At 68.6% G+C, this 18920-nt stretch carries 13 protein-coding genes; 6 read left to right on the forward strand and 7 right to left on the reverse strand.

What is annotated here, in order from left to right; genetic code table 11:
• Nucleotides 1-417, forward strand: a 417-nt coding sequence (locus tag GRF61_RS18240; protein ID WP_169152051.1) for an SDR family oxidoreductase, incomplete at its 5' end; no start/stop codon positions are given.
• Nucleotides 418-542: 125 nt separating this feature from the next.
• Here GRF61_RS18240 and GRF61_RS18245 read toward each other — a convergent pair.
• On the reverse strand, nt 543-2441 hold the full coding sequence (locus GRF61_RS18245; protein WP_169152052.1) for a SurA N-terminal domain-containing protein: 1899 nt from the start codon (nt 2439-2441) through the stop codon (nt 543-545).
• A 177-nt stretch (nt 2442-2618) separates the two neighbouring features.
• Here GRF61_RS18245 and GRF61_RS18250 point away from each other — a divergent pair, with 177 nt between their 5' ends.
• Entirely contained in the window at nt 2619-5888 is a 3270-nt protein-coding gene (locus GRF61_RS18250; protein ID WP_211166067.1) for an EAL domain-containing protein, read from the forward strand.
• A gap of 81 nt (nt 5889-5969) precedes the next feature.
• Here GRF61_RS18250 and clpB read toward each other — a convergent pair whose 3' ends face one another.
• Nucleotides 5970-8552 (reverse strand): ATP-dependent chaperone ClpB, encoded by a 2583-nt coding sequence (gene clpB, locus GRF61_RS18255; protein WP_169152053.1) that lies wholly within the window; start codon nt 8550-8552, stop codon nt 5970-5972.
• Between the two features lie 209 nt (nt 8553-8761).
• Between clpB and GRF61_RS18260 the strand changes: the two genes are divergently transcribed.
• Nucleotides 8762-9271 (forward strand): phasin family protein, encoded by a 510-nt coding sequence (locus GRF61_RS18260; RefSeq protein ID WP_169152054.1) that lies wholly within the window; start codon nt 8762-8764, stop codon nt 9269-9271.
• 147 nt (nt 9272-9418) lie between these two features.
• Here GRF61_RS18260 and moaE read toward each other — a convergent pair whose 3' ends face one another.
• The 5 genes from moaE to GRF61_RS18285 all read right to left on the reverse strand — a co-directional run bounded on the left by moaE (nt 9419) and on the right by GRF61_RS18285 (nt 13918).
• On the reverse strand, nt 9419-9862 hold the full coding sequence (gene moaE, locus GRF61_RS18265; RefSeq protein WP_169152055.1) for a molybdopterin synthase catalytic subunit MoaE: 444 nt from the start codon (nt 9860-9862) through the stop codon (nt 9419-9421).
• A 3-nt stretch (nt 9863-9865) separates the two neighbouring features.
• Entirely contained in the window at nt 9866-10120 is a 255-nt protein-coding gene (gene moaD / locus GRF61_RS18270) for a molybdopterin converting factor subunit 1 (protein WP_169152056.1), read from the reverse strand.
• Between the two features lie 48 nt (nt 10121-10168).
• Nucleotides 10169-11374 carry a gephyrin-like molybdotransferase Glp gene (glp, locus tag GRF61_RS18275; RefSeq protein ID WP_169152057.1) on the reverse strand — a complete coding sequence of 402 codons (1206 nt, stop codon included), beginning with the start codon at nt 11372-11374 and terminating at the stop codon, nt 10169-10171.
• Nucleotides 11371-11874 carry a molybdopterin-guanine dinucleotide biosynthesis protein B gene (gene mobB / locus GRF61_RS18280; protein WP_169152058.1) on the reverse strand — a complete coding sequence of 168 codons (504 nt, stop codon included), beginning with the start codon at nt 11872-11874 and terminating at the stop codon, nt 11371-11373. The genes glp and mobB overlap by 4 nt, the downstream gene beginning before the upstream one ends.
• A 73-nt stretch (nt 11875-11947) precedes the next feature.
• Nucleotides 11948-13918, reverse strand: coding sequence for an ATP-dependent DNA helicase (locus GRF61_RS18285; protein WP_169152059.1), 1971 nt, complete (start codon nt 13916-13918; stop codon nt 11948-11950).
• Between the two features lie 169 nt (nt 13919-14087).
• On the opposite strand from GRF61_RS18285, the gene GRF61_RS18290 reads away from it, so the two are divergent.
• The 3 genes from GRF61_RS18290 to GRF61_RS18300 form a co-directional block, all read left to right on the forward strand.
• The gene (locus GRF61_RS18290) at nt 14088-15971 is read left to right on the forward strand and encodes a choice-of-anchor I family protein (protein WP_169152060.1); all 1884 of its coding nucleotides are present in this window, start codon (nt 14088-14090) and stop codon (nt 15969-15971) included.
• Between the two features lie 186 nt (nt 15972-16157).
• Complete coding sequence (locus GRF61_RS18295) at nt 16158-18182, forward strand: PhoX family phosphatase (RefSeq protein ID WP_169152061.1); 2025 nt, start codon at nt 16158-16160, stop codon at nt 18180-18182.
• 216 nt (nt 18183-18398) lie between these two features.
• Nucleotides 18399-18920 (forward strand): type II secretion system protein N (locus GRF61_RS18300; RefSeq protein ID WP_169152062.1); only part of this gene is annotated, 522 nt, incomplete at its 3' end.

An 18920-nucleotide genomic window follows, 5' to 3' on the forward strand; every position in this document is an offset into this window, starting at 1 on the left:
GCCCTGGTCAAGGCCGCCCGCCCCATGATGAAAGGCCGTAACGGCGCGGTGCTCACCCTCTCCTACCTGGGCGCGGTGCGCACCATGCCCAACTACAACATCATGGGCATGGCCAAGGCCAGCCTGGAAGCCTCGGTACGCTACCTCGCCGTCTGTCTGGGCCCGGAAGGCACCCGGGCCAACGCGATCTCGGCTGGCCCGATCAAGACCCTGGCCGCCTCCGGCATCGGCAGCTTCGGCAAGCTACTGGCGTTCAACGAGCGCAACGCGCCGCTGCGCCGCAACGTCACCATCGACGAAGTCGGCAACGCCGCAGCCTTCCTCTGTTCCGATCTGGCCAGTGGCATCACCGGCGAGGTGATGTACGTGGATGCGGGTTTCAACACCACCGCGCTGGGCAACGCCGAACAGGGCTGACGCTCCGCCGGTTTTCCGGCCAGCCAATGAAAAACGCCCGATCGATGATCGGGCGTTTTCTTTTCCGCCGCCGATGACGGCGGCTGCGATGGCAGCGGGTGGTTTCCCGCCCGCCTTGCCGCCGCTCAGTTCTCGGCGGATTGCACCGCCGGCAGCTTGGTCTCCACCTTGTAGCGCTGGCGCAGCTCGGCCAGGAAAGCATAGAAGTCGCGCTCCGCCATCAGCCGCTCGTACTGGCTCTTCACCGCCGCCAGATTGGGATCATCTTTCTTCAGCTCCGGGCGATGCACCGCATCGATGCTGTACACGATGAAACCGCCCTCCGCCGCCGGCACGCCGACATAGGCCGGGAGCTTGGCGGTGGCGGCAGAGAACACCGCCTTCATCGCCTCAGCCGGCAACGCCGGGGCCGCGCGCTGAAGCTTGCGGGTGGCGCTCCACTGGCCTTCGGCCGCCTCGCCCTTCTGCAGGGCCGCCAGGACCTTGCCGCCCTCCTCCGCCGCACGGGCCGCGGCGGCCTCGTTGCGCAGCTGGGTCTCGATCTGGCTGCGCACCTCGTCCAGCGGCAGACGGCGCGCCGCCTCGTACTCCTGCACCCGTGCCGCCACCAGGGTGTTGGGGCCGGCTTCGACTGCCTCGGTATTACGGTGATTGCGCACCGAGTCGTCCGAGAAAAGGGCTTCCGCCAGACGCGGGTTACGGTACTCGCCCAGCCCTTCGGCGCTGCGTTCTATCCAGTCACTGTGACGGATCTGCAGGCCCAGTTGCTCGGCGGCCGGCTGCAGGCTGTCCGCCTGCTCATAGACCAGGTTGGAGAACTGCTCCGCCAGTTCGGCGTAGCGGCGGCTGGCCGCCTGATCGCGCAGCTCGGCGACGATCTCGTCCTTCACCTCGGCGAAGGGCCGCACCGTGGCCGCCTTGATATCGGTGACCTGGATGATGTGGAAGCCGAAGTCGGAGCGCACCGGCTCGCTGATCTCGTCCTTCTGCAGCGAGAAGGCCGCATCATCGAAGGCCTTGACCATGACGCCGCGGCTGAAGAAGCCGAGATCGCCGCCACGGCTGGCGGAACCCGGATCCTGCGAAGCCTCCTTGGCGATGGCGGCGAACTGCTTGGGATCCTTGCGCAGCCGGGCCAGCAAGGTATCCACCTTGGCCTGAGCCTGGGCAAGCTCGTCGGCGCTGGCGTCCGCACCGACCTGGATCAGGATGTGGCGCGCCTTGCGCTCTTCCGGCTGACCGAAGCGGGACTGGTTGCCGTCGTAGAAAGCGCGGACTTCGTCGTCGCTGACGCTGACCCGGCGGCGGACCGCCTCCGCATCCAGCACCACGTACTCCGCCTTGAGGCGGGCCGGCCGCTCGTAGCGCGACGGATTCGCATCGTAGTAGGCCTGCACCGCGTTATCCGCCAGCTTGACCTCGGTCAGGTAACGCGAAGCCGGGAAACGCAGCTCACGGATCTCGCGTTCCTCCGTCTGCGCGATCAGGAAGCGTTGCGCCGAGCCGTCGGCGACGAAGGCCGACTCGCCGACCGACAGTGCAAGTTGCTGGATGCGCAGGTCCTGCGCCAGCCGGCTCTCGAACATCTCGGGCGTCATGCCCTGGGCACGCAGCTGGGCGTCATAGCGGCCGAGGGAGAACTGGCCGTTCTCCTGGAAGGCGGGCACCGCCGCGATGGTGCTCTGCAGTTGCTGGGCACTCACCGAGAAGTGCTTGTCCGCACTGTAGAGGGCCAGCAGGCGCTGGTTCACCAGATTGTCCAGCACCGCCTGCCGCAGCGCCGGCGAGTCCAGCAGGGCGCGATCGACCTGGCCGCCGGCCGCATCGCGCATCCTGTCCTGCTGGGTGCGCAGCGCCTGATCGAACTCGGCCGCGGTGATCCGGCTCTTGCCCACGGTGGCCACCTCGCTGCCGCCGGGGCCATCGCTGAAATAGGCATCCATGCCGAAAAAGGCGAAGGGGACGATGAGCACGGCCAGGATGACCTGGGCGACCCGTTTGTTATTGCGAACTGCTTCGAACATCTCGATTTCCGTGGAAGCCAGTAGGAATAGAGCAGCCGGAGTGGGTCCGGCATCGGAGGCGGGAGTTTAGCGCATCCCGATGCGCAGCAGGCCGTCGCGCCGCCACCACCGCGGGGCGCTATCTCCGACGGCATAGGCTTCTCCTGCGCACCACGCCGAGTGGATATACTGCGCGCCATGCCTGCCCACCTCGCCCAGCTGCTCGCCGTCGCCCTGGCTTATGGGTTAGCCGGCTGGGCCTCCCTCCAGCTGGCGGTGCCGCCCGGCTATGCAGCACCGGTGTTCCCGGCGGCCGGCGTCGCCCTCGCGGCGGTACTGATACGTGGCAGGGAGGTGCTGCCGGCGATCTTCGCCGGCTCCCTGCTCGTCCAGTTCCTCGCCCAGACCCAGACCGGCGCCAGTTATGCCTGGTGGAGCGCCGGGCCGGTGGCCCTGGGCGCCAGCATGCAGGCGCTGGTGGGTGCGGAAATGGCGCGGCGGCTGGTCGGCTTTCCCAACCCGCTGGACGCGCCACCGGCCATCCTGCGCTTCCTCGCGGTGGTCGCCCCGGTCAGCAGCCTGATCTGCCCCACCGTCGCCGTTCCCCTGCTCAATCTCGCCGGCGTCATTCCCAACGGCGAGATGGCCTTCAACTGGTGGAACTGGTGGGTGGGCGACACCTTGGGCATCGTCGTCGCCATTCCGCTCATCTTCGTTTTCTTCGGCCAGCCGGCCGCCGACTGGCGGGGCCGCAGGCTGGGAGTCACCGTGCCCCTGGGCCTTGCCCTCCTCCTCCTCGCCTACGCTTTCCACCAGGTGCGCAGCTGGGAGGAGCTGCGGGTGCTGACGCAGTTCAACCGCGATGCCGAGTACGTCGCCAGCATGGTTCACCGCCGGCTGGACATCCAGGCCAACATGCTGAGGTCCATAGAACGCCTGATGACGGTGAGCGAGGACGTATCGGCAGAGGACTTCGCCGAGTTCGTCGGCCCCTGGCTGGAACGCTACCGCGGCACGCAGAACTTCGGCTGGAGCCCTCTGGTGCCGGCCCGGGACCGCCAGGCGTTCGAGGCCTCTGCCCAGGCCGAGCGGCCCGGCTACCGCATCCGGGACCGCAACCCCGAGGGCGAGACCTTCCCCGCTGCCCAAGCCGATTACTACCTGCCGCTGGAGTTCATCGAGCCTCCGGGCAGCAACAGCAGCGGCTTCGGCCTCAATCCGCTCTCCCTGCCGCAGACGGAAAGCGCCATCCGCCAGACCATCCTCAGCGGCGAGCCCGTCGCCACCGTGCCGTTCCGGCTGGTGCAGGAGACCGGCGGCCAGCGTGGCGTGGCCGTGTATCTCGCGGTATACAACAGGCACACCCAAGGCTCGCCCATGCCGCTGGCCGGCGTGGTCTCCAGCGTTTTCCGCATGGACGACGCCCTCGCCGCCACTTTCGAAGGCCGTGACCTCAGCGGCATCGAGCTTTGCCTGGTGGACATGGACGCGGCGCCGGACAACCGCCGCCTCTCCGGCCCCGCGGACTGCCAGTTGCCCGGCTGGAGCAGCCAGAGCATCGCCCGCAGCCATGCGCTCTCCTTCGCCGGCCGGCACTGGGAGCTGCATCTGCGGGCGAGCCGGGAGTACGCCCTCGGCCTGCGCAGCTGGGCGGCCTGGAGCACCGTGGCGGTGGGCCTCCTGGCGGTGGGCATACTCGGCGCCTTCCTGTTGATCACCACCGGCAACACCCGGCGGATCGCCGCGCTGGTGGAAAGACGCACCGCCGAACTGGTGGCAGCCGGTGCCCGGCTGCGGGAACAACAGCTCGCCCTGGTCGACGCCCAGCGCATCGCCCGCCTCGGCAGCTGGGAAACTACCGGCAACCCGGACGGCCTGCGCTGTTCCAGCGAGCTGCCGGCGGTACTGGGCTGCAGCCGGCATCGCCTGGTCAGTCTGGAAAGCCTGGTGGACACGGTATGCGCCGCCGACAGGCCGGAACTGGAAAAGGCGCTGCGGCAGGTTGCCGACGCCCCCGGCCTGGCAACGCTAGACTGCCGCATGAATGGCACGCCGCAGCGCACCGTGCAGTTCCAGATCGAGAGCGAGTGGCGCGACGGCACGCTCCACCGCATCCGCGGCACCGCGCAGGATGTGACCGACGCCCGCGAGGCCGCAGCCCACATCCAGTACCTGGCGCATTACGACGCCCTCACCGGCCTGCCCAACCGCAGCGCCTGGCTCAGCCACACCCGCGCCGCGCTGCATGCCTCGCAGCGCTACGGGGACCAACTGGCGGTGCTCTTCCTCGACCTCGACAACTTCAAGACGGTGAACGATTCACTAGGCCACCCGGTGGGCGACCGCCTGCTCGCCGCCGTCGCCCACCGCCTGTCCGCCTGCCTGCGCGAGGAAGACATGCTGGCCCGGCTGGGCGGGGATGAATTCGTCGCCCTGCTGCCGCGGCTGAAAGGGCCGGCCGACGCCGCCGAAGTGGCGCGCAAGATGCTCTCGGTGCTGGGCCAGACGATAGAGATAGACGGCCATGACCTGGCGCCCTCGGTCAGCATCGGCATCGCCGTCTTCCCCGGCGACGGCGGCGATGTGGACACGCTGCTCAAGCATGCCGACACCGCCATGTACGGCGCCAAGGCCGCCGGCCGCAGCAACTACCAGTTCTTCGTCCCGGAAATGAACGCCCGCGCCACCGAACGGCTGGTGCTGGAGAACGCACTGCGCCGGGCGGTGGACCGCAATGAACTCTGCCTGCACTACCAGCCGCAGGTGGACGCCGCCAGCGGCGAAGTGCTGGGCTGCGAAGCGCTGGTGCGCTGGCAGCATCCGGCCCGCGGCCTGGTGCCGCCGGCCCACTTCATCCCGGTAGCCGAGGAATCCGGCCTCATCGTTCCGCTGGGCAACTGGGTGCTGCGCGCCGCCTGCCGGCAGCAGGCGCAGTGGGCCAGCGATGGGCTGGAGACGCTGATGGTGGCGGTCAACATCTCGGCGCTGCAGTTCCGCCGCCGCGACTTCGTGGACGTGGTCGCCGCCATCCTCGCAGAAACCCGCGCCAATCCACGCTGCATCGAACTGGAGATCACCGAGAGCGCACTGATGGAGGCCAGCGACGAGGATCTCGCCGGCCGCCTCGCCGAACTGCGCCGCATGGGACTCAGCCTGGCGCTGGATGACTTCGGTACCGGCTACTCCAGCCTGGCCTACCTCAAGCGCCTGCCGATAGGCCGGCTGAAGATAGACCGCTCCTTCGTCAAGGACCTGCCGGGCGATCCGGAAGACGCGGCGGTCGCCTCCGCCACGCTGTCGCTCGCCCGCGACCTCGGGCTGGACGTGGTTGCCGAAGGTGTGGAGACCAGCGCCCAGCGCGACTATCTCGCCGCCCGCGGCTGCCAGCTGATGCAGGGCTACCTCTACTCGCCGCCGCTCACCGCCGAGGCTTTCGACGCCTGGCTCACCGAACGCGCAGGCACATGAAAAAGGGCGATCCCGCGGGATCGCCCTTCTCCTTACCGCCCCTGCCCGATGCCTTCCGGCCCCCGGGCACGGCCGCCGCGCTTACTCCACCCGGCTGAAGCTCAAGCGGCTGCCTGTGGCATCGACCCTGATGCGGTCCTTGGCCGCGAACTGGCCTTCCAGGATGGCCTTGGCCAGCGGATTCTCGATCCGCTCCTGGATCGCCCGCTTCAGCGGGCGCGCGCCGAACACCGGATCGAAGCCGGCCGAGGCGATCTCCGCCAGCGCCGCCTCGCTCACCTCCAGGCTCATGTCCAGCCGCGCCAGACGCTTCTCCAGATACTGCAGCTGGATGCGGGCGATGCCGGCGATGTTCTTTTCGTCCAGCGCGTGGAACACCACCACCTCGTCGATGCGGTTGATGAACTCCGGCCGGAAGAAGGTTTTCACCTCCGCCATCACCGCCAGCTTGATCACCTGGTAGTCGTCGCCCGACATCTGCTGGATCATCTGGCTGCCGAGGTTGGAAGTCATCACGATCACCGTGTTCTTGAAGTCCACCGTGCGGCCCTGGCCATCGGTCATGCGACCATCGTCCAGCACCTGCAGCAGCACGTTGAACACGTCCGGGTGCGCCTTCTCCACCTCGTCGAACAGGATCACGCTGTAGGGCTTGCGCCGCACTTGCTCGGTCAGGTAGCCGCCCTCCTCGTAACCGACATAGCCCGGCGGTGCGCCGATCAACCGCGCCACCGAGTGCTTCTCCATGAACTCGCTCATGTCGATGCGGATCAGGTGCTCCTCGGAATCGAACAGGAACTCCGCCAGCGTCTTGCACAGCTCGGTCTTGCCCACTCCGGTGGGGCCGAGGAAGAGGAAGGAGCCGTAGGGCCGGTTCTCGTCGGCGAGGCCGGCGCGCGAACGGCGGATGGCGTCGGACACCAGCTTCACCGCCTCATCCTGGCCGACCACCCGCTGGTGCAGGCGCTCTTCCATCTTCAGCAGCTTGTCGCGCTCGCCCTGCATCATCTTGCTCACCGGGATGCCGGTGGCGCGGGACACGACCTCGGCGATCTCCTCGGCGCCCACTTCGGTGCGCAGCAGCTTGTTCGGCGTGGCCGCGTCGCCGGCCTGCTCGGCCGCCTTCAGCTGCGCCTCCAGCTGGGGCAGCTTGCCGTACTGGAGCTCGGCGACCTTGTCGAGCTGGCCCTTGCGCTGGAACTCCGCCATCTGCGCGCGCAGCCGGTCTATCTCTTCCTTGATGTGGGCCGAGCCCTGCACCTTGGCCTTCTCCGCTTTCCACACCTCTTCCAGGTCGTTGTACTCGCGCTGCAGCTTGGCGAGTTCGTCCTCGATCAGCTGCAGGCGCTTCTGCGAGGCTTCGTCCTTCTCGCGCTTCACCGCCTCGCGCTCGATCTTCAGCTGAATCATGCGGCGGTCCAGCTTGTCCATGACCTCCGGCTTGGAGTCGATCTCCATCTTGATCCGCGCGGCGGCCTCGTCGATCAGGTCGATGGCCTTGTCCGGCAGGAAGCGGTCGGTGATGTAGCGGTGCGACAGCTCCGCCGCGGCGACGATGGCCGGGTCGGTGATGTCCACCCCATGGTGGATCTCGTACTTCTCCTGCAGGCCGCGCAGGATGGCGATGGTGGACTCCACCGAAGGCTCGTCCACCAGCACCTTCTGGAAGCGACGCTCCAGCGCGGCATCCTTCTCGATGTACTTGCGGTACTCGTCCAGCGTGGTCGCGCCTATGCAGTGCAGCTCGCCGCGCGCCAGCGCCGGCTTCAGCATGTTGCCGGCGTCCATCGCGCCCTCGGCCTTGCCGGCGCCCACCATGGTGTGAATTTCGTCGATGAAGAGGATGATGCGGCCCTCGTCCTGAGCGATGTCCTTCAACACCGCCTTCAACCGCTCCTCGAACTCGCCGCGGTACTTGGCGCCGGCCAGCAGCGCCGCCATGTCCAGCGACAGCACCTTCTTGCCTTTCAGCGTTTCCGGCACCTCGTCATTGACGATGCGTTGCGCCAGGCCCTCGACGATGGCGGTCTTGCCCACGCCAGGCTCGCCGATCAGCACCGGGTTGTTCTTGGTGCGGCGCTGCAGGATCTGGATGGCGCGGCGGATCTCGTCGTCGCGGCCGATCACCGGGTCAAGCTTGCCGGCGCGGGCCCGCTCGGTGAGGTCCATGCAGTACTTGGAGAGCGCCTCGCGCTGGCTCTCGGCGTCCTGGCTGCCTACGCTCTGGCCGCCGCGGACCGCGTCCACCGCGGCCTCCAGCGCCTTGCGGGTCAGGCCGAACTCCTTCAGCAGGCGGCCGGCCTCGCCCTTGTCATCCGCCAGGGCGAGCAGGAACATCTCGCTGGCGATGAACTGGTCGCCGCGCTTTTGCGCTTCCTTGTCGGTGAGGTTCAACAGATTGCCCAGGTCGCGGCCGACCTGGACCTCGCCGCCGTGGCCCTCCACCTTGGGCAGGCGCTCCAGCGCCCGCTGCAGCGCCGCCTTCAGCGGCGGCACGTTCACGCCGGCGCGCTGCAGCAGCGACAGGGTGCCGCCATCGTCCTGGCCGAGCATGGCGGCGAGAAGATGCAGCGGTTCGATGAATTGCTGGTCGTTGCCCACCGCGATGCTCTGGGCATCGGCGAGGGCTTGTTGAAACTTGGTCGTCAGTTTGTCGTAGCGCATGGCGGTCATCCTTTTCCGGTACTTCATGTACGGCTTGCACTCGATATGGGGCCACGCGGATGGAATTCAACTACCCAACCCGCACTATCCCGCCTGTGCTATGGTTGCCACGGAGGCGGAGGGAGCAGAAGCAGCCCGGCGGTCGTCGCGGAAACTGCAAAACGTCTAGAGCGCCTCGTACCGTCAAGCTCGCACCTGGAGGAAAAAATATGGCAACCAAGCAGGATCAATTCAACGAGCTGCAGAAGAAGAATCTCGAAGCCGCCATGCGCCTGGCTCAGCTTTCCATCGAGAACTCCCAGCGCATCATGGAAATCCAGGTCTCTACCGCGAAGTCGCTGTTCGAGGAAGGCGTGTCCAACGCCAAGGCCCTGTCCGCGGCCAAGGACCCGAAGGATCTGGTCGAGCTGCGCACCCAGTACGCCCAGTCCGCCACCGAGAAGATGCTGACCCTGGCGCGCCAGATGGCCGAACTCACCACCCGCACCCAGACCGAAGTCGGCAAGCTGGTCAGCGAGCAGCTGACCAGCGGCAGCCAGGACGTGTTCGAGGCGATGCAGAAGCTGTTCAAGGGCCTGCCCATCACCGACCAGAACGCGGTCACCTCCTTCCAGACCGCGGTGGACACCACCCGCGCCGCCTTCGAGCAGATCACCCGCGCCTCCACCGAAGCCTTCCAGGCCTTCGGCCAGGGCATCCCGGGCAAGGGCCGCAAGTAAGGAACGGACCGGATGCAAACACCCGAGGAGCGAAGAGAGGCGCTCCGAAGGTGAAAGAGAAAAAGGGCGCCGGATAAGCGCCCTTTTCTTTTCCTGCCGCCGCAGCCTGGCTTGAGCCCGCCTCGTCATGCGGCCACAAGCCCCCGGCTATTCCCAGCGCGCCGCCGCCTTGTCGTCCGTCTCGCGCGCATCCACCCACTGGCCCCCGGCCGGAGTCTCTTCCCGCTTCCAGAACGGTGCGCGCGTCTTCAGGTAGTCCATGATGAACTCGCAGGCAGCAAAGGCTTCGCCGCGATGCGGGCTGGCCACGCCGACGAAGACGATGCGCTCGCCCGGCAGCAGGCGGCCGTACCGGTGTATCACCCTCACGGCCTGCAACTGCCAGCGCCGATGGGCCTCTGCGACGATCTCCGCCAGCGCCCGCTCGGTCATGCCCGGGTAGTGCTCCAGCGTCATTGCCCGCACGCTGTCTTCCGCGCCGCGCACCAGGCCGAGGAAGCTGGCGATGGCGCCAATGTCGGTGCGCCCGGCACTCAGGGCCGCGGTCTCCACGCCGACGTCGAAGTCTTCCTGCTGCACGCTGACGGACATCGCTCAGCCCCCGGTGACCGGCGGGAAGAAGGCCACTTCCTCGCCGCCCTGCAGCGCATCGTCCGGCCGCGCCATGCGCTGGTTCACCGCCGCGCGTACATTGCGGCCCTCGCCCAGCGCCTGCCAGGCATCCCCGCGGGCATGCAGATAGGCGCGCAGCTGGCCCACGGTGGTCACGCCTTCCGGCAGCGGCAGGCTTTCCTCGCCGCGGCCCAGGGCTTCACGCAGGCTGGCGAAATAGAGAATCTTCAGGTCCATGGTCTTCAGTATAGGCAGCGCCCTTCGGCACCCCTGGTCAGTCGCCGATCAATAAAGCAGCTCGCCGTAAGGCAGGAAGCGCACCGGGTCGCCACGGCGCACCGCAGTCGCCGCCGGCACGTCCACCAGGCCCTCGGCCCAGGTGGTGGATTGCAGCGCAGCCGCGCCCTGGTTGGGAAACAGCTCGACGTGGCCGTGGGCGTCCAGCCGGGCGCGCAGGAACTCGCGCCGGCGGTCCGGCCGAGGCCAGTCGAAGGCGGCGGGCAGGCTGAGCGCCCGCGGCAGCGGCTGGCGCACGCCCTGCGAGGCAAGCACGAAGGGCCGCAGCATCATCAGGAAGGTGACAAAGCCGGACACCGGGTTGCCCGGCAGGCCGACGAAGGCGGCGGCATGCACCCGGCCGTAGGCCAGCGGCTTGCCCGGTTTCATGGCGATGCGCCACATATCCAGGCTCCCTTCAGCCTCCACCGCCGGCTTCACATGGTCTTCCTCGCCGACCGAGACGCCGCCGCTGGTGACGATGAGATCGTGGCCCTCGGCCGCCTCGCGCAGCGCCTTGCGGGTAGCGTCAAGATTGTCGGGGACGATGCCGAGGTCGGTGACTTCGCAGCCCAGCCCGGTCAGCAGGCCGCGCAGCATGTAGCGGTTGGAGTTGTAGATGGCGCCTGGCCGCAGCGGCTCGCCCGGCATCACCAGCTCGCTGCCGGTGGAGAAGATCGCCACCCGCAGCCGGCGATAGACCGGCAGCCGCGCCAGCCCTAGCGAGGCAGCCAGCGCCATCTCCGGCGCCCGCAGGCGGCTGCCCTGGGTCAGCACTTCGGCGCCGGCGGCGATGTCCTCGCCCATGCGCCGCACCGACTCACCCGCCTGCGGCAGATGGTTGATGACGACGCTGTCGCCCTGGTGCTCGCACAGCTCCTGCATCACCACCGCGTCCGCCCCGGCCGGTAGCGGCGCGCCGGTGAAGATGCGCGCCGCGGTGCCGGCGGCCAGCGGATGGGCGACACCGCCGGCGGCGATGCGCTGCGACACCGGCAGCCGGATGCCGGCGGCCGGCACATCGGCGACGCGCAGCGCGTAGCCATCCATCGCCGAGTTGTCCATCGGCGGCTGGGCGATGGGCGACCGCTGGTTCACCGCCAGCACCCGGCCGGCGGCAATCAGGGTGTCCACTTCCTCGATCTCGCGTACCGGCCGGGCGTAGCCCAGCAGGCGGTCCAGCGCTTCGTCGAAGGGCAGCAGGCCGGCGTTCATGGCGTCTCCTTGGCGCTGACGTAATCGAGGATGAAGTCGGCAATCGCCCCTGCGTCGTTGAGCGGCAGCAACGGCAGCGGGCAGGCGATGGCCTCGTCACTGGCGACCGCGACCACATGCGGATTGTCCGGCCACAGCGGCGCCTTGCCGACCGCCGGGCGGTGGATCTCGATCTTGGGCACCGGCGCCGCCTTGTAGCCCTCGATCAGCACCAGGTCGCTGGGCGCCAGCAGTGCCAGCTGTTCCTCCAGCGTCGGCTCCGGCTGGCCGCGCAGCTCGTGCATCAGCACCCAGCGGTCGTCGGACAACATCAACACCTGGGTGGCGCCGGCCTCGCGGTGGCGCCAAGAGTCCTTGCCAGGCTTGTCGATGTCGAAGCCGTGGTGGGCATGCTTGATGATGGAGACGCGCAGGCCGCGGCGGGTGAACTGCGGGATCAGCTTTTCGATCAGGGTGGTTTTGCCGGAGCCGGACCAGCCGGCGAAGCCGAAGACTTTCATTCGTGGATATTCGCTTTGCGCCGTCTGGCTTCCCGGCGTCTCATCGTTCGAAGGTCGGAGGATACAACAGCGCTCAATCGCCCCCTGCGCCGCTGCCCTTGGGCGGCGGCAACGCCTCCAGGAAAGCCACCGCGTCCGCCTCCACCCGGGTGCGGCGCATCGGCGGCAGGCTGCGCCAGACCACCTTGCCGTAGGATTTCTCGATCATGCGCGGATCGCAGATGCAGAGCACGCCGCGGTCGCGCTCGGTGCGGATCAGGCGGCCGGCGCCCTGCTTCATGTTGATCACCGCGCGCGGCAGCTGGTGGTGGATGAAGGGGCTGAGACCCTGCTTCTGCATGTGCTCGACACGGGCGGCCAGCACTGGATCGTCCGGCGGGGCGAAGGGCAGCTTGTCGATGACGACCAGCGACAGCGCGTCGCCCGGCACGTCCACGCCTTCCCAGAAGCTCTGGCTGGCGACCAGCACCGCATTGCCGAGGCGGCGGAAGCGCTCCAGCAATTCGGTGCGGGAACCCTCGCCCTGCAGCAGCAACGGCAGCTTGTCGCCGCTGCCTTCCAGGCCCTGGGCGATCAGCTCATGCACCCGGCGCATCGCCCGCAGCGAGGTACACAGCACGAAGGCGCGACCCTGGGCGGCGCGGATCAGCGGCAGCGCGGTGCGCGCCACCCGCTCGATGTAGTCCGGCGCATTCGGGTCCGGCATGTTCTGCGGCGAGTACAGCAGGGCCTGCTCGCCATAGTCAAAGGGGCTGCCCCACACGGCGGTGTCCGGCGGCGGATCCATCCAGGCCAGGCCGAGTTCGCGGCAGTAGTGGCCGAAATCCTTGCCCACCGCCAGCGTGGCGGAGGTGAAGATCCAGGCCCGCGGCTGCGCTTCCAGCTGGCGCTTGAACACGTCGGACACATGCAGCGGCGTGGCGTTGAGCGCCATCGAGTGGGCGAACACTTCCACCCAGCGGATCAGGTCCTTCTCGCCCGGGCTCTGCCAGTTGCCCAGGCGTTCGCCCATCTCCTGGCTGCGCCGCAGGCAGTTGGCCAGGCCCTCGGAACGCTCCGCCTGGGTCTCCAGCACCGCCTCGAACTTCTGCAGAGCTGCCGCCAGGGCGTCCACCTGGGCGTCGAAGCCCTGGCGCTCGGCGGCCTGGGCGGCGGACAAGCGCGCGCTCTCGGCGCCGAACACCAGGCGCAGGTCGCGCGCCGCCTTCTCCAGGTTGCGGCTCTCGTCGATCATGGCCACGCAATCGCGCGCCGCGGCCACGGTTTCCGAGCGGGTGTCGCGCGCCAGCTCCAGCACCTGGGCGGTGGATACGCTCTCGCCGAAGAACAGGCTGGCGGTTTCCGGCAGCTGGTGGGCCTCGTCGAAGATCACCGCGTTGCAGGCCGGCAGCAGCTCGCCCATGCCCTCGTCGCGCAGCATCACGTCGGCGAAGAAGAGGTGGTGATTCACCACCACCACGTCCGCGTCCATGGCGTTGCGCCGGGCGTTCATGACGAAGCATTCCTTGACGTCCGGGCAGTCCTGGCCGAGGCAGTTGTCGCGGGTGGAGGTGGCGGCGATCCAAGCGGCGGAATCCTCCCGCACCTCGGTGCACTCGGCCTTGTCGCCGGTCTGGGTGCGATCGGCGAAGCGGGCGATGGCGCGCAGGTCGGCGGCATCCTGGGCGGTGAGGAAGCGGCCGTCCCTGGCGTTGCGGGCGAGGTGGTAGGGGCAGACGTAGTTGGCGCGGCCCTTCAGCAGCGCGATGGAGACCGGCACCTTGAGCGCGGCGCGCACCGTCGGCAGGTCGCGGTTGAAGAGCTGGTCCTGCAGCGTCTTGGTGCCGGTGGAGACGATGACCTTGCCGCCGGCGAGCAGCGCCGGCACCAGGTAGGCGAAGGTCTTGCCGGTGCCGGTGCCGGCCTCGGCCACCAGCACGCCATGGCTGCGGATCGCCGCGCCTATCTTCTCCGCCATCTCGATCTGCTGCGGACGCGGGCGATAGCCGGGGATCGCCTGGACCAGCGGACCTTCGGTGGAAAAGACGTGGGCGAAGTCAGTCATGGGTGTTGCGGGAAAACCGGCATTCTAAGCCATGCGGCGGGCGTCGCGGGCCTTACGGCGGCCTTGCGGCGGGCTGACGTTCCGCCAGCGGTTACACATTGGCGTCATCTTGGCTTGTCAGCATCGCGGGCTCCCTTCATCTCCCACCCGCAAGAGTCCGCCAGACGCCATGATCCGCCCCCTGCACAAGCCTACCTTTCCCCGCCTGCGCCGCCTCGCGGTGCTCGCCCTCGCCCTGCCCCTGCTCGCCTGCACCGGCGACAGCGACGATGACGATGCCCCCGCCCCCGCGCCGACCCCGGTGCTGAGCAGCATCAAGCTGAGCCTGCTCGGCCGCTACTCCACCGGCGAGTTCGGCGTGAGCGCGGCGGAGATCCCGGTCTACGATCCGGCCACCAAGCGCGCCTTCGTCGTCAATGCGCAGAAAGGCATGGTCGATGTGCTGGACCTCTCCAACCCGGCCGCGCCCACGCTGGTCGGCACCCTGGACGCCAGCGCCGTCGCCGCCGGCGCAGAGGTGAACAGCGTCGCCCTGCACGACGGCATCGTCGCCCTCGCCATCCAGGCGGCGGTGAAGACCGATCCCGGCTTCGTCGGCCTCTACCGCGCCGACACCCTGGCGCTGATCGGCCAGGTCGGCGTCGGCGCCCTGCCCGACATGCTCACCTTCACCCCGGACGGCAAGACCCTGCTGGTCGCCAACGAAGGCGAACCCAGCGACGACTACCAGACCGACCCGGAAGGCTCCATCAGCGTCATCGACGTCAGCAACCCGGCCGCGCCGCTCGCCCGTGTCGCCGACTTCGCCGCCTGGAACGGCCGCGAGGCCGAGCTGCGCGCCAACGGCGTGCGCATCTACGGCCCCAACGCCAGCGCCGCGCAGGATCTGGAGCCGGAGTACATCGCCATCTCCGCCGACGGCAGCACCGCCTGGGCCACGCTGCAGGAGAACAACGCCCTGGCGCGCATCGACATCGCCAGCGCCAGCGTCACCGCCATCCTGCCGCTGGGCTACAAGGACCACGGCCTGGCCGCCAACGCCATCGACGTCAGCGACACGCCGCCGGCCATCGACATCGCGCCGCGCCCCGGCGTGCTCGGCATGTACATGCCGGACGCCATCGCCGCCTACAGTGCCGGCGGCCAGACCTACCTGGTGATGGCCAACGAGGGCGATGCCCGCGCCTGGGGCGAGGGCGACCCCGCCTACTGGGCGGGCGATGCCAGCAAGGGCTTCGTCGAGGAATTCCGCGTCAAACACCTCAGCCGCACCAATGGCTTCGCCGGCCGCCGCGGCGACGACCTGCCGCCGCAGCTGGATGCCCTGGCCGCCGGAGCCCTGCTCAACCCGGTCACCTTCGCCTGGTGCGGCGCCACCGCCGGCAACCCCGGCGCCTGCCGTGACGATGCCCAGCTCGGCCGCCTCAAGGTCACCTGGACCCTGGGCTATCGCACCGACAGCAGCGGCAACCCGGTGATGTTCGACACCAGCGGCGCCGAGAACCCGGCCGGCAACCGCCTGATGTACGACCAGTTGTACGCCTTCGGCGGCCGCTCCTTCTCCATCCGCGACAGCGCCGGCAACCTGGTGTGGGATTCCGGCGGCGAGTTCGAAACCTATCTCGCCAGTGACGCCTGCCGCGTCGGCCCGGCCCGCGACATTCCGTGCAAGACCTGGTTCAACTCCGGCCATGACGAAGGCGATGCCTTCGACGCCCGCAGCGCGGCCAAGGGACCGGAACCGGAAGGCATCGAGATCGGCACCCTGGGCGGCAAGACCTTCGCCTTCATCGGCCTGGAACGCATGGGCGGCGTCATGGTGTACGACATCACCACGCCCGCCGCACCGACCTTCGTTGACTACTTCAACACCCGCGCCGACTGGAGCACCGCCGATCCCTCCACCGTGCTCTCCACGGTGGGAGACCTCGGCCCCGAGGGCCTGAAGTTCGTCGCCGCCGACAAGTCGCCCAATGGCAAGCCGCTGCTCATCGTCGGCAACGAAGTCAGCGGCACCACCTCCATCTTCCAGATCGAGCAGATCTTCCAGTAAGCCCCGGGCACCGGCCGGGCCACCGTGCCCGGCCGGTGCCGCCGGCATTTTTCAGATTCTATTCACACCGACGCAAGACAACCGGACATCGCCTGGAAGGAAACCGCAACGCTTCCTTCATCCGTGTGAAATCTCACGTTCGGACAATTGCATTTCCCCCTCATCGCTTCGATCTCGGAGAACTTCGTGAACAAGTCGCAAGACCTCGACGACCTGCCCGCCAACACCTCGGACAACGAACACTTCCAGGCGGTCGTCAACCGCGTGGTGAGCCGCCGCGGCTTCCTCAAGACCGGCGCAGGCCTCTCCGCCGCCGCCTTCTTCTCCGCCTCGCTGACCGCCTGTGGCGGCGACGACGACGATGACGACGAAGCCGCCGCACCGCCGAGTACGCCGGCCACCCCCACCCTGGGTTTCACCGCCATTCCCGTCGGCACCGGCGACGAAATCGTGGTGCCCGCCGGCTACAGCAGCTACGTCATCGCGCCCTGGGGCTCGCCGCTGTTCAGCGACTCTCCGGCCTGGCTGCCGGATGGCACCAACACCGGCGCCGACCAGGGCCGCCAGGTGGGCGACAACCACGACGGCATGGCCTACTTCGCCATCGACGGCAGCAACGAAGGCCTGCTGACGATGAACCACGAATACACCAACTACGAGTACCTGTTCGGCGCCGCCGGCACCACGCCGTGGACGGCCGACAAGGTCACCAAGGCAATCAACGCCCACGGCATCTCCGTCATCCACATCAAGAAGAACGGCAGCGGCCAGTGGGAAGTGCAGGTCGGCTCCAGCTACAACCGCCGCCTCACCGGCTACTCGCCGATGCAGATCACCGGCCCGGCTGCCGGCCACGCCCTGCTGCGCACCAGCACCGACCCCAGCGGCACCATCGTCTACGGCACCTTCAACAACTGCGCCAACGGCCGCACGCTGTGGAACACCTACCTCACCTGCGAGGAGAACTTCAACAGCTACTTCGGCACCACCAGCGGCGCCGACACCCGCGACATCTACATGCGCCGCTACGGCCTCAACGCCACCGGCACCAGCTACCGCTGGGAAGAATTCGAAGACCGCTTCGACTATGTGAAGGAGCCGAACGAGTACAACCGTTTCGGCTGGGTCGTCGAGATCGACCCCTTCACGCCGGGCTCCCTGCCGAAGAAGCGCACCGCGCTCGGCCGGGTGAAGCACGAGAACGCCGCCATGACCCTCTCCGCCGACAAGCGTGTGGTGGTGTACATGGGCGACGACCAGGCCAACGACTACATCTACAAGTTCGTCTCCGACGGCACCTACGACGCCGCCCGCGGCACCGCCAACGGCGACCTGCTGGACAGCGGCAAGCTCTACGTCGCCCGGTTCCTGGATGGCGCCGCCACCGGCGACTTCATGGGCACCGGCGAATGGATCCTGCTGGACAAGACGGCCAACGCCACCCTGGCCGCCGACAGCAGCTTCGCCAGCCAGGCCGAAGTGCTGATCCACACCCGCCTTGCCGGCGACGCCGTCGGCGCCACCAAGATGGACCGCCCGGAGTGGATCGCGGTGCACCCCAGCACCGGCGAGGTCTACTGCACGCTGACCAACAACTCCGGCCGCAGCGTCACCGACGACGCCAACCCGCGCACCAGCAACGTCTACGGCCAGATCATCCGCTGGCGCGAAACCGGCAGCGACGCCGCCGCCCTCACCTTCGAGTGGGATCTGTTCGTGCTGGCCGGCAACCCGATCGCCTACCCGGACCGTACCGACCTGCGCTCCGGCTCGGCCAACGTCACCGCCGACAACACCTTCAACAGCCCGGATGGCCTGGGCATAGATGGCAACGGCCGGCTGTGGATCCAGACCGACGGCAGCTTCGCCAACACCGGCAACTACCAGGGCCAGGGCAACAACCAGATGCTCTGCGCCATCCCGGAAACCGGCGAGATCCGCCGCTTCCTGGTCGGCCCCTCCGGCTGCGAGCTCACCGGCATGACCTGGTCGCCCGACTACAAGACCATGTTCGTGAACATCCAGCACCCGGGCGAAGCCGGCTCCCACCCCCGGGCGCCGGACGCCGCCACCCGCGGCGGCCTGAGCATGGACCAGTACCTGGCGCAGAACCCGCTGGCCTTCAGCCAGTGGCCGGATGCCGCCGGCGGCCGGCCGCGCTCCGCCACCGTGGTCATCGTCAAGAACGATGGCGGCGTGATCGGTACCTGAGGCCCAGGCTACGCAGCAAGCACCCGCGCTCCCCGACAGGGGCGCGGGCAGTGCGAACCCGCTCCCGCCAGGGGGCGGGCAAGCCCGCCCGCAGCACCACCGCCGCACGCAAAACGCACAGATCAGACACGCCTTGCACGCCTTCACGCCACGCCCGTCTTTCCCGTCCGTCTGCCCGCCGTCCCGGCGCGCCAGCCTCGCCCGTCGGCCGCGGTCATGACAGCCGGATTCGAACGCCTGCAGTCCCGCCTCGCCGGCTACCTGCCGATGTTGGTGTGGCTGCTCGCCATCACCTTCTGTGCCTGGGTATGCGCCAGCCTGTTCTGGGCCTTCGCCGGCCCCGGCCGCCTGGGCACCCAGCCGCGTCCGGAAACCGATCCGCGCAAGGCCGCGCAGCAGATCATCCAGGCCCTGGGCGGCCACGCCAGCCAGACCGCCACCGCCGCGGTGGCGCCGCCCGCCCGCTACAGCCTCATCGGCCTCGCCACCGGCTTCGGCGACAAACCCGGCTTCGCCCTGCTGCACACCGAAGACGGCCAGACCCTGCCGCTGCTGCTGGACGAAAGCACCGCCGACGGCCTGCGCCTGGTCGCCATCCACACCGACCGCATCGAACTCGACCGCGATGGCCGCCGCCAGGAACTGCGGCTGGCCGCCCGCCCGGACGACAACGACGACCGCGACGAAGTCGCCAGCGCCCCGCCGCCTCCGGCGCACGCGCTGCCACCCGCCGGCGCC

The sequence above is a fragment of the Azoarcus sp. TTM-91 genome, assembly GCF_012911025.1.
Taxonomy (GTDB): Bacteria; Pseudomonadota; Gammaproteobacteria; order Burkholderiales; family Rhodocyclaceae; genus Azoarcus.

Excerpts from the sequence above, each read along its gene's own strand:
- GRF61_RS18250 (WP_211166067.1), top strand. The coding sequence starts at position 2,619 with ATGCCTGCCCACCTCGCCCAGCTGCTCGCCGTCGCCCTGGCTTATGGG.
- GRF61_RS18290 (WP_169152060.1), top strand. The coding sequence starts at position 14,088 with ATGATCCGCCCCCTGCACAAGCCTACCTTTCCCCGCCTGCGCCGCCTC.
- glp (WP_169152057.1), bottom strand. The coding sequence starts at position 11,374 with ATGAACGCCGGCCTGCTGCCCTTCGACGAAGCGCTGGACCGCCTGCTG.
- GRF61_RS18245 (WP_169152052.1), bottom strand. The coding sequence starts at position 2,441 with ATGTTCGAAGCAGTTCGCAATAACAAACGGGTCGCCCAGGTCATCCTG.
- moaD (WP_169152056.1), bottom strand. The coding sequence starts at position 10,120 with ATGGACCTGAAGATTCTCTATTTCGCCAGCCTGCGTGAAGCCCTGGGC.
- clpB (WP_169152053.1), bottom strand. The coding sequence starts at position 8,552 with ATGCGCTACGACAAACTGACGACCAAGTTTCAACAAGCCCTCGCCGAT.
- GRF61_RS18285 (WP_169152059.1), bottom strand. The coding sequence starts at position 13,918 with ATGACTGACTTCGCCCACGTCTTTTCCACCGAAGGTCCGCTGGTCCAG.
- mobB (WP_169152058.1), bottom strand. The coding sequence starts at position 11,874 with ATGAAAGTCTTCGGCTTCGCCGGCTGGTCCGGCTCCGGCAAAACCACC.
- GRF61_RS18260 (WP_169152054.1), top strand. The coding sequence starts at position 8,762 with ATGGCAACCAAGCAGGATCAATTCAACGAGCTGCAGAAGAAGAATCTC.
- moaE (WP_169152055.1), bottom strand. The coding sequence starts at position 9,862 with ATGTCCGTCAGCGTGCAGCAGGAAGACTTCGACGTCGGCGTGGAGACC.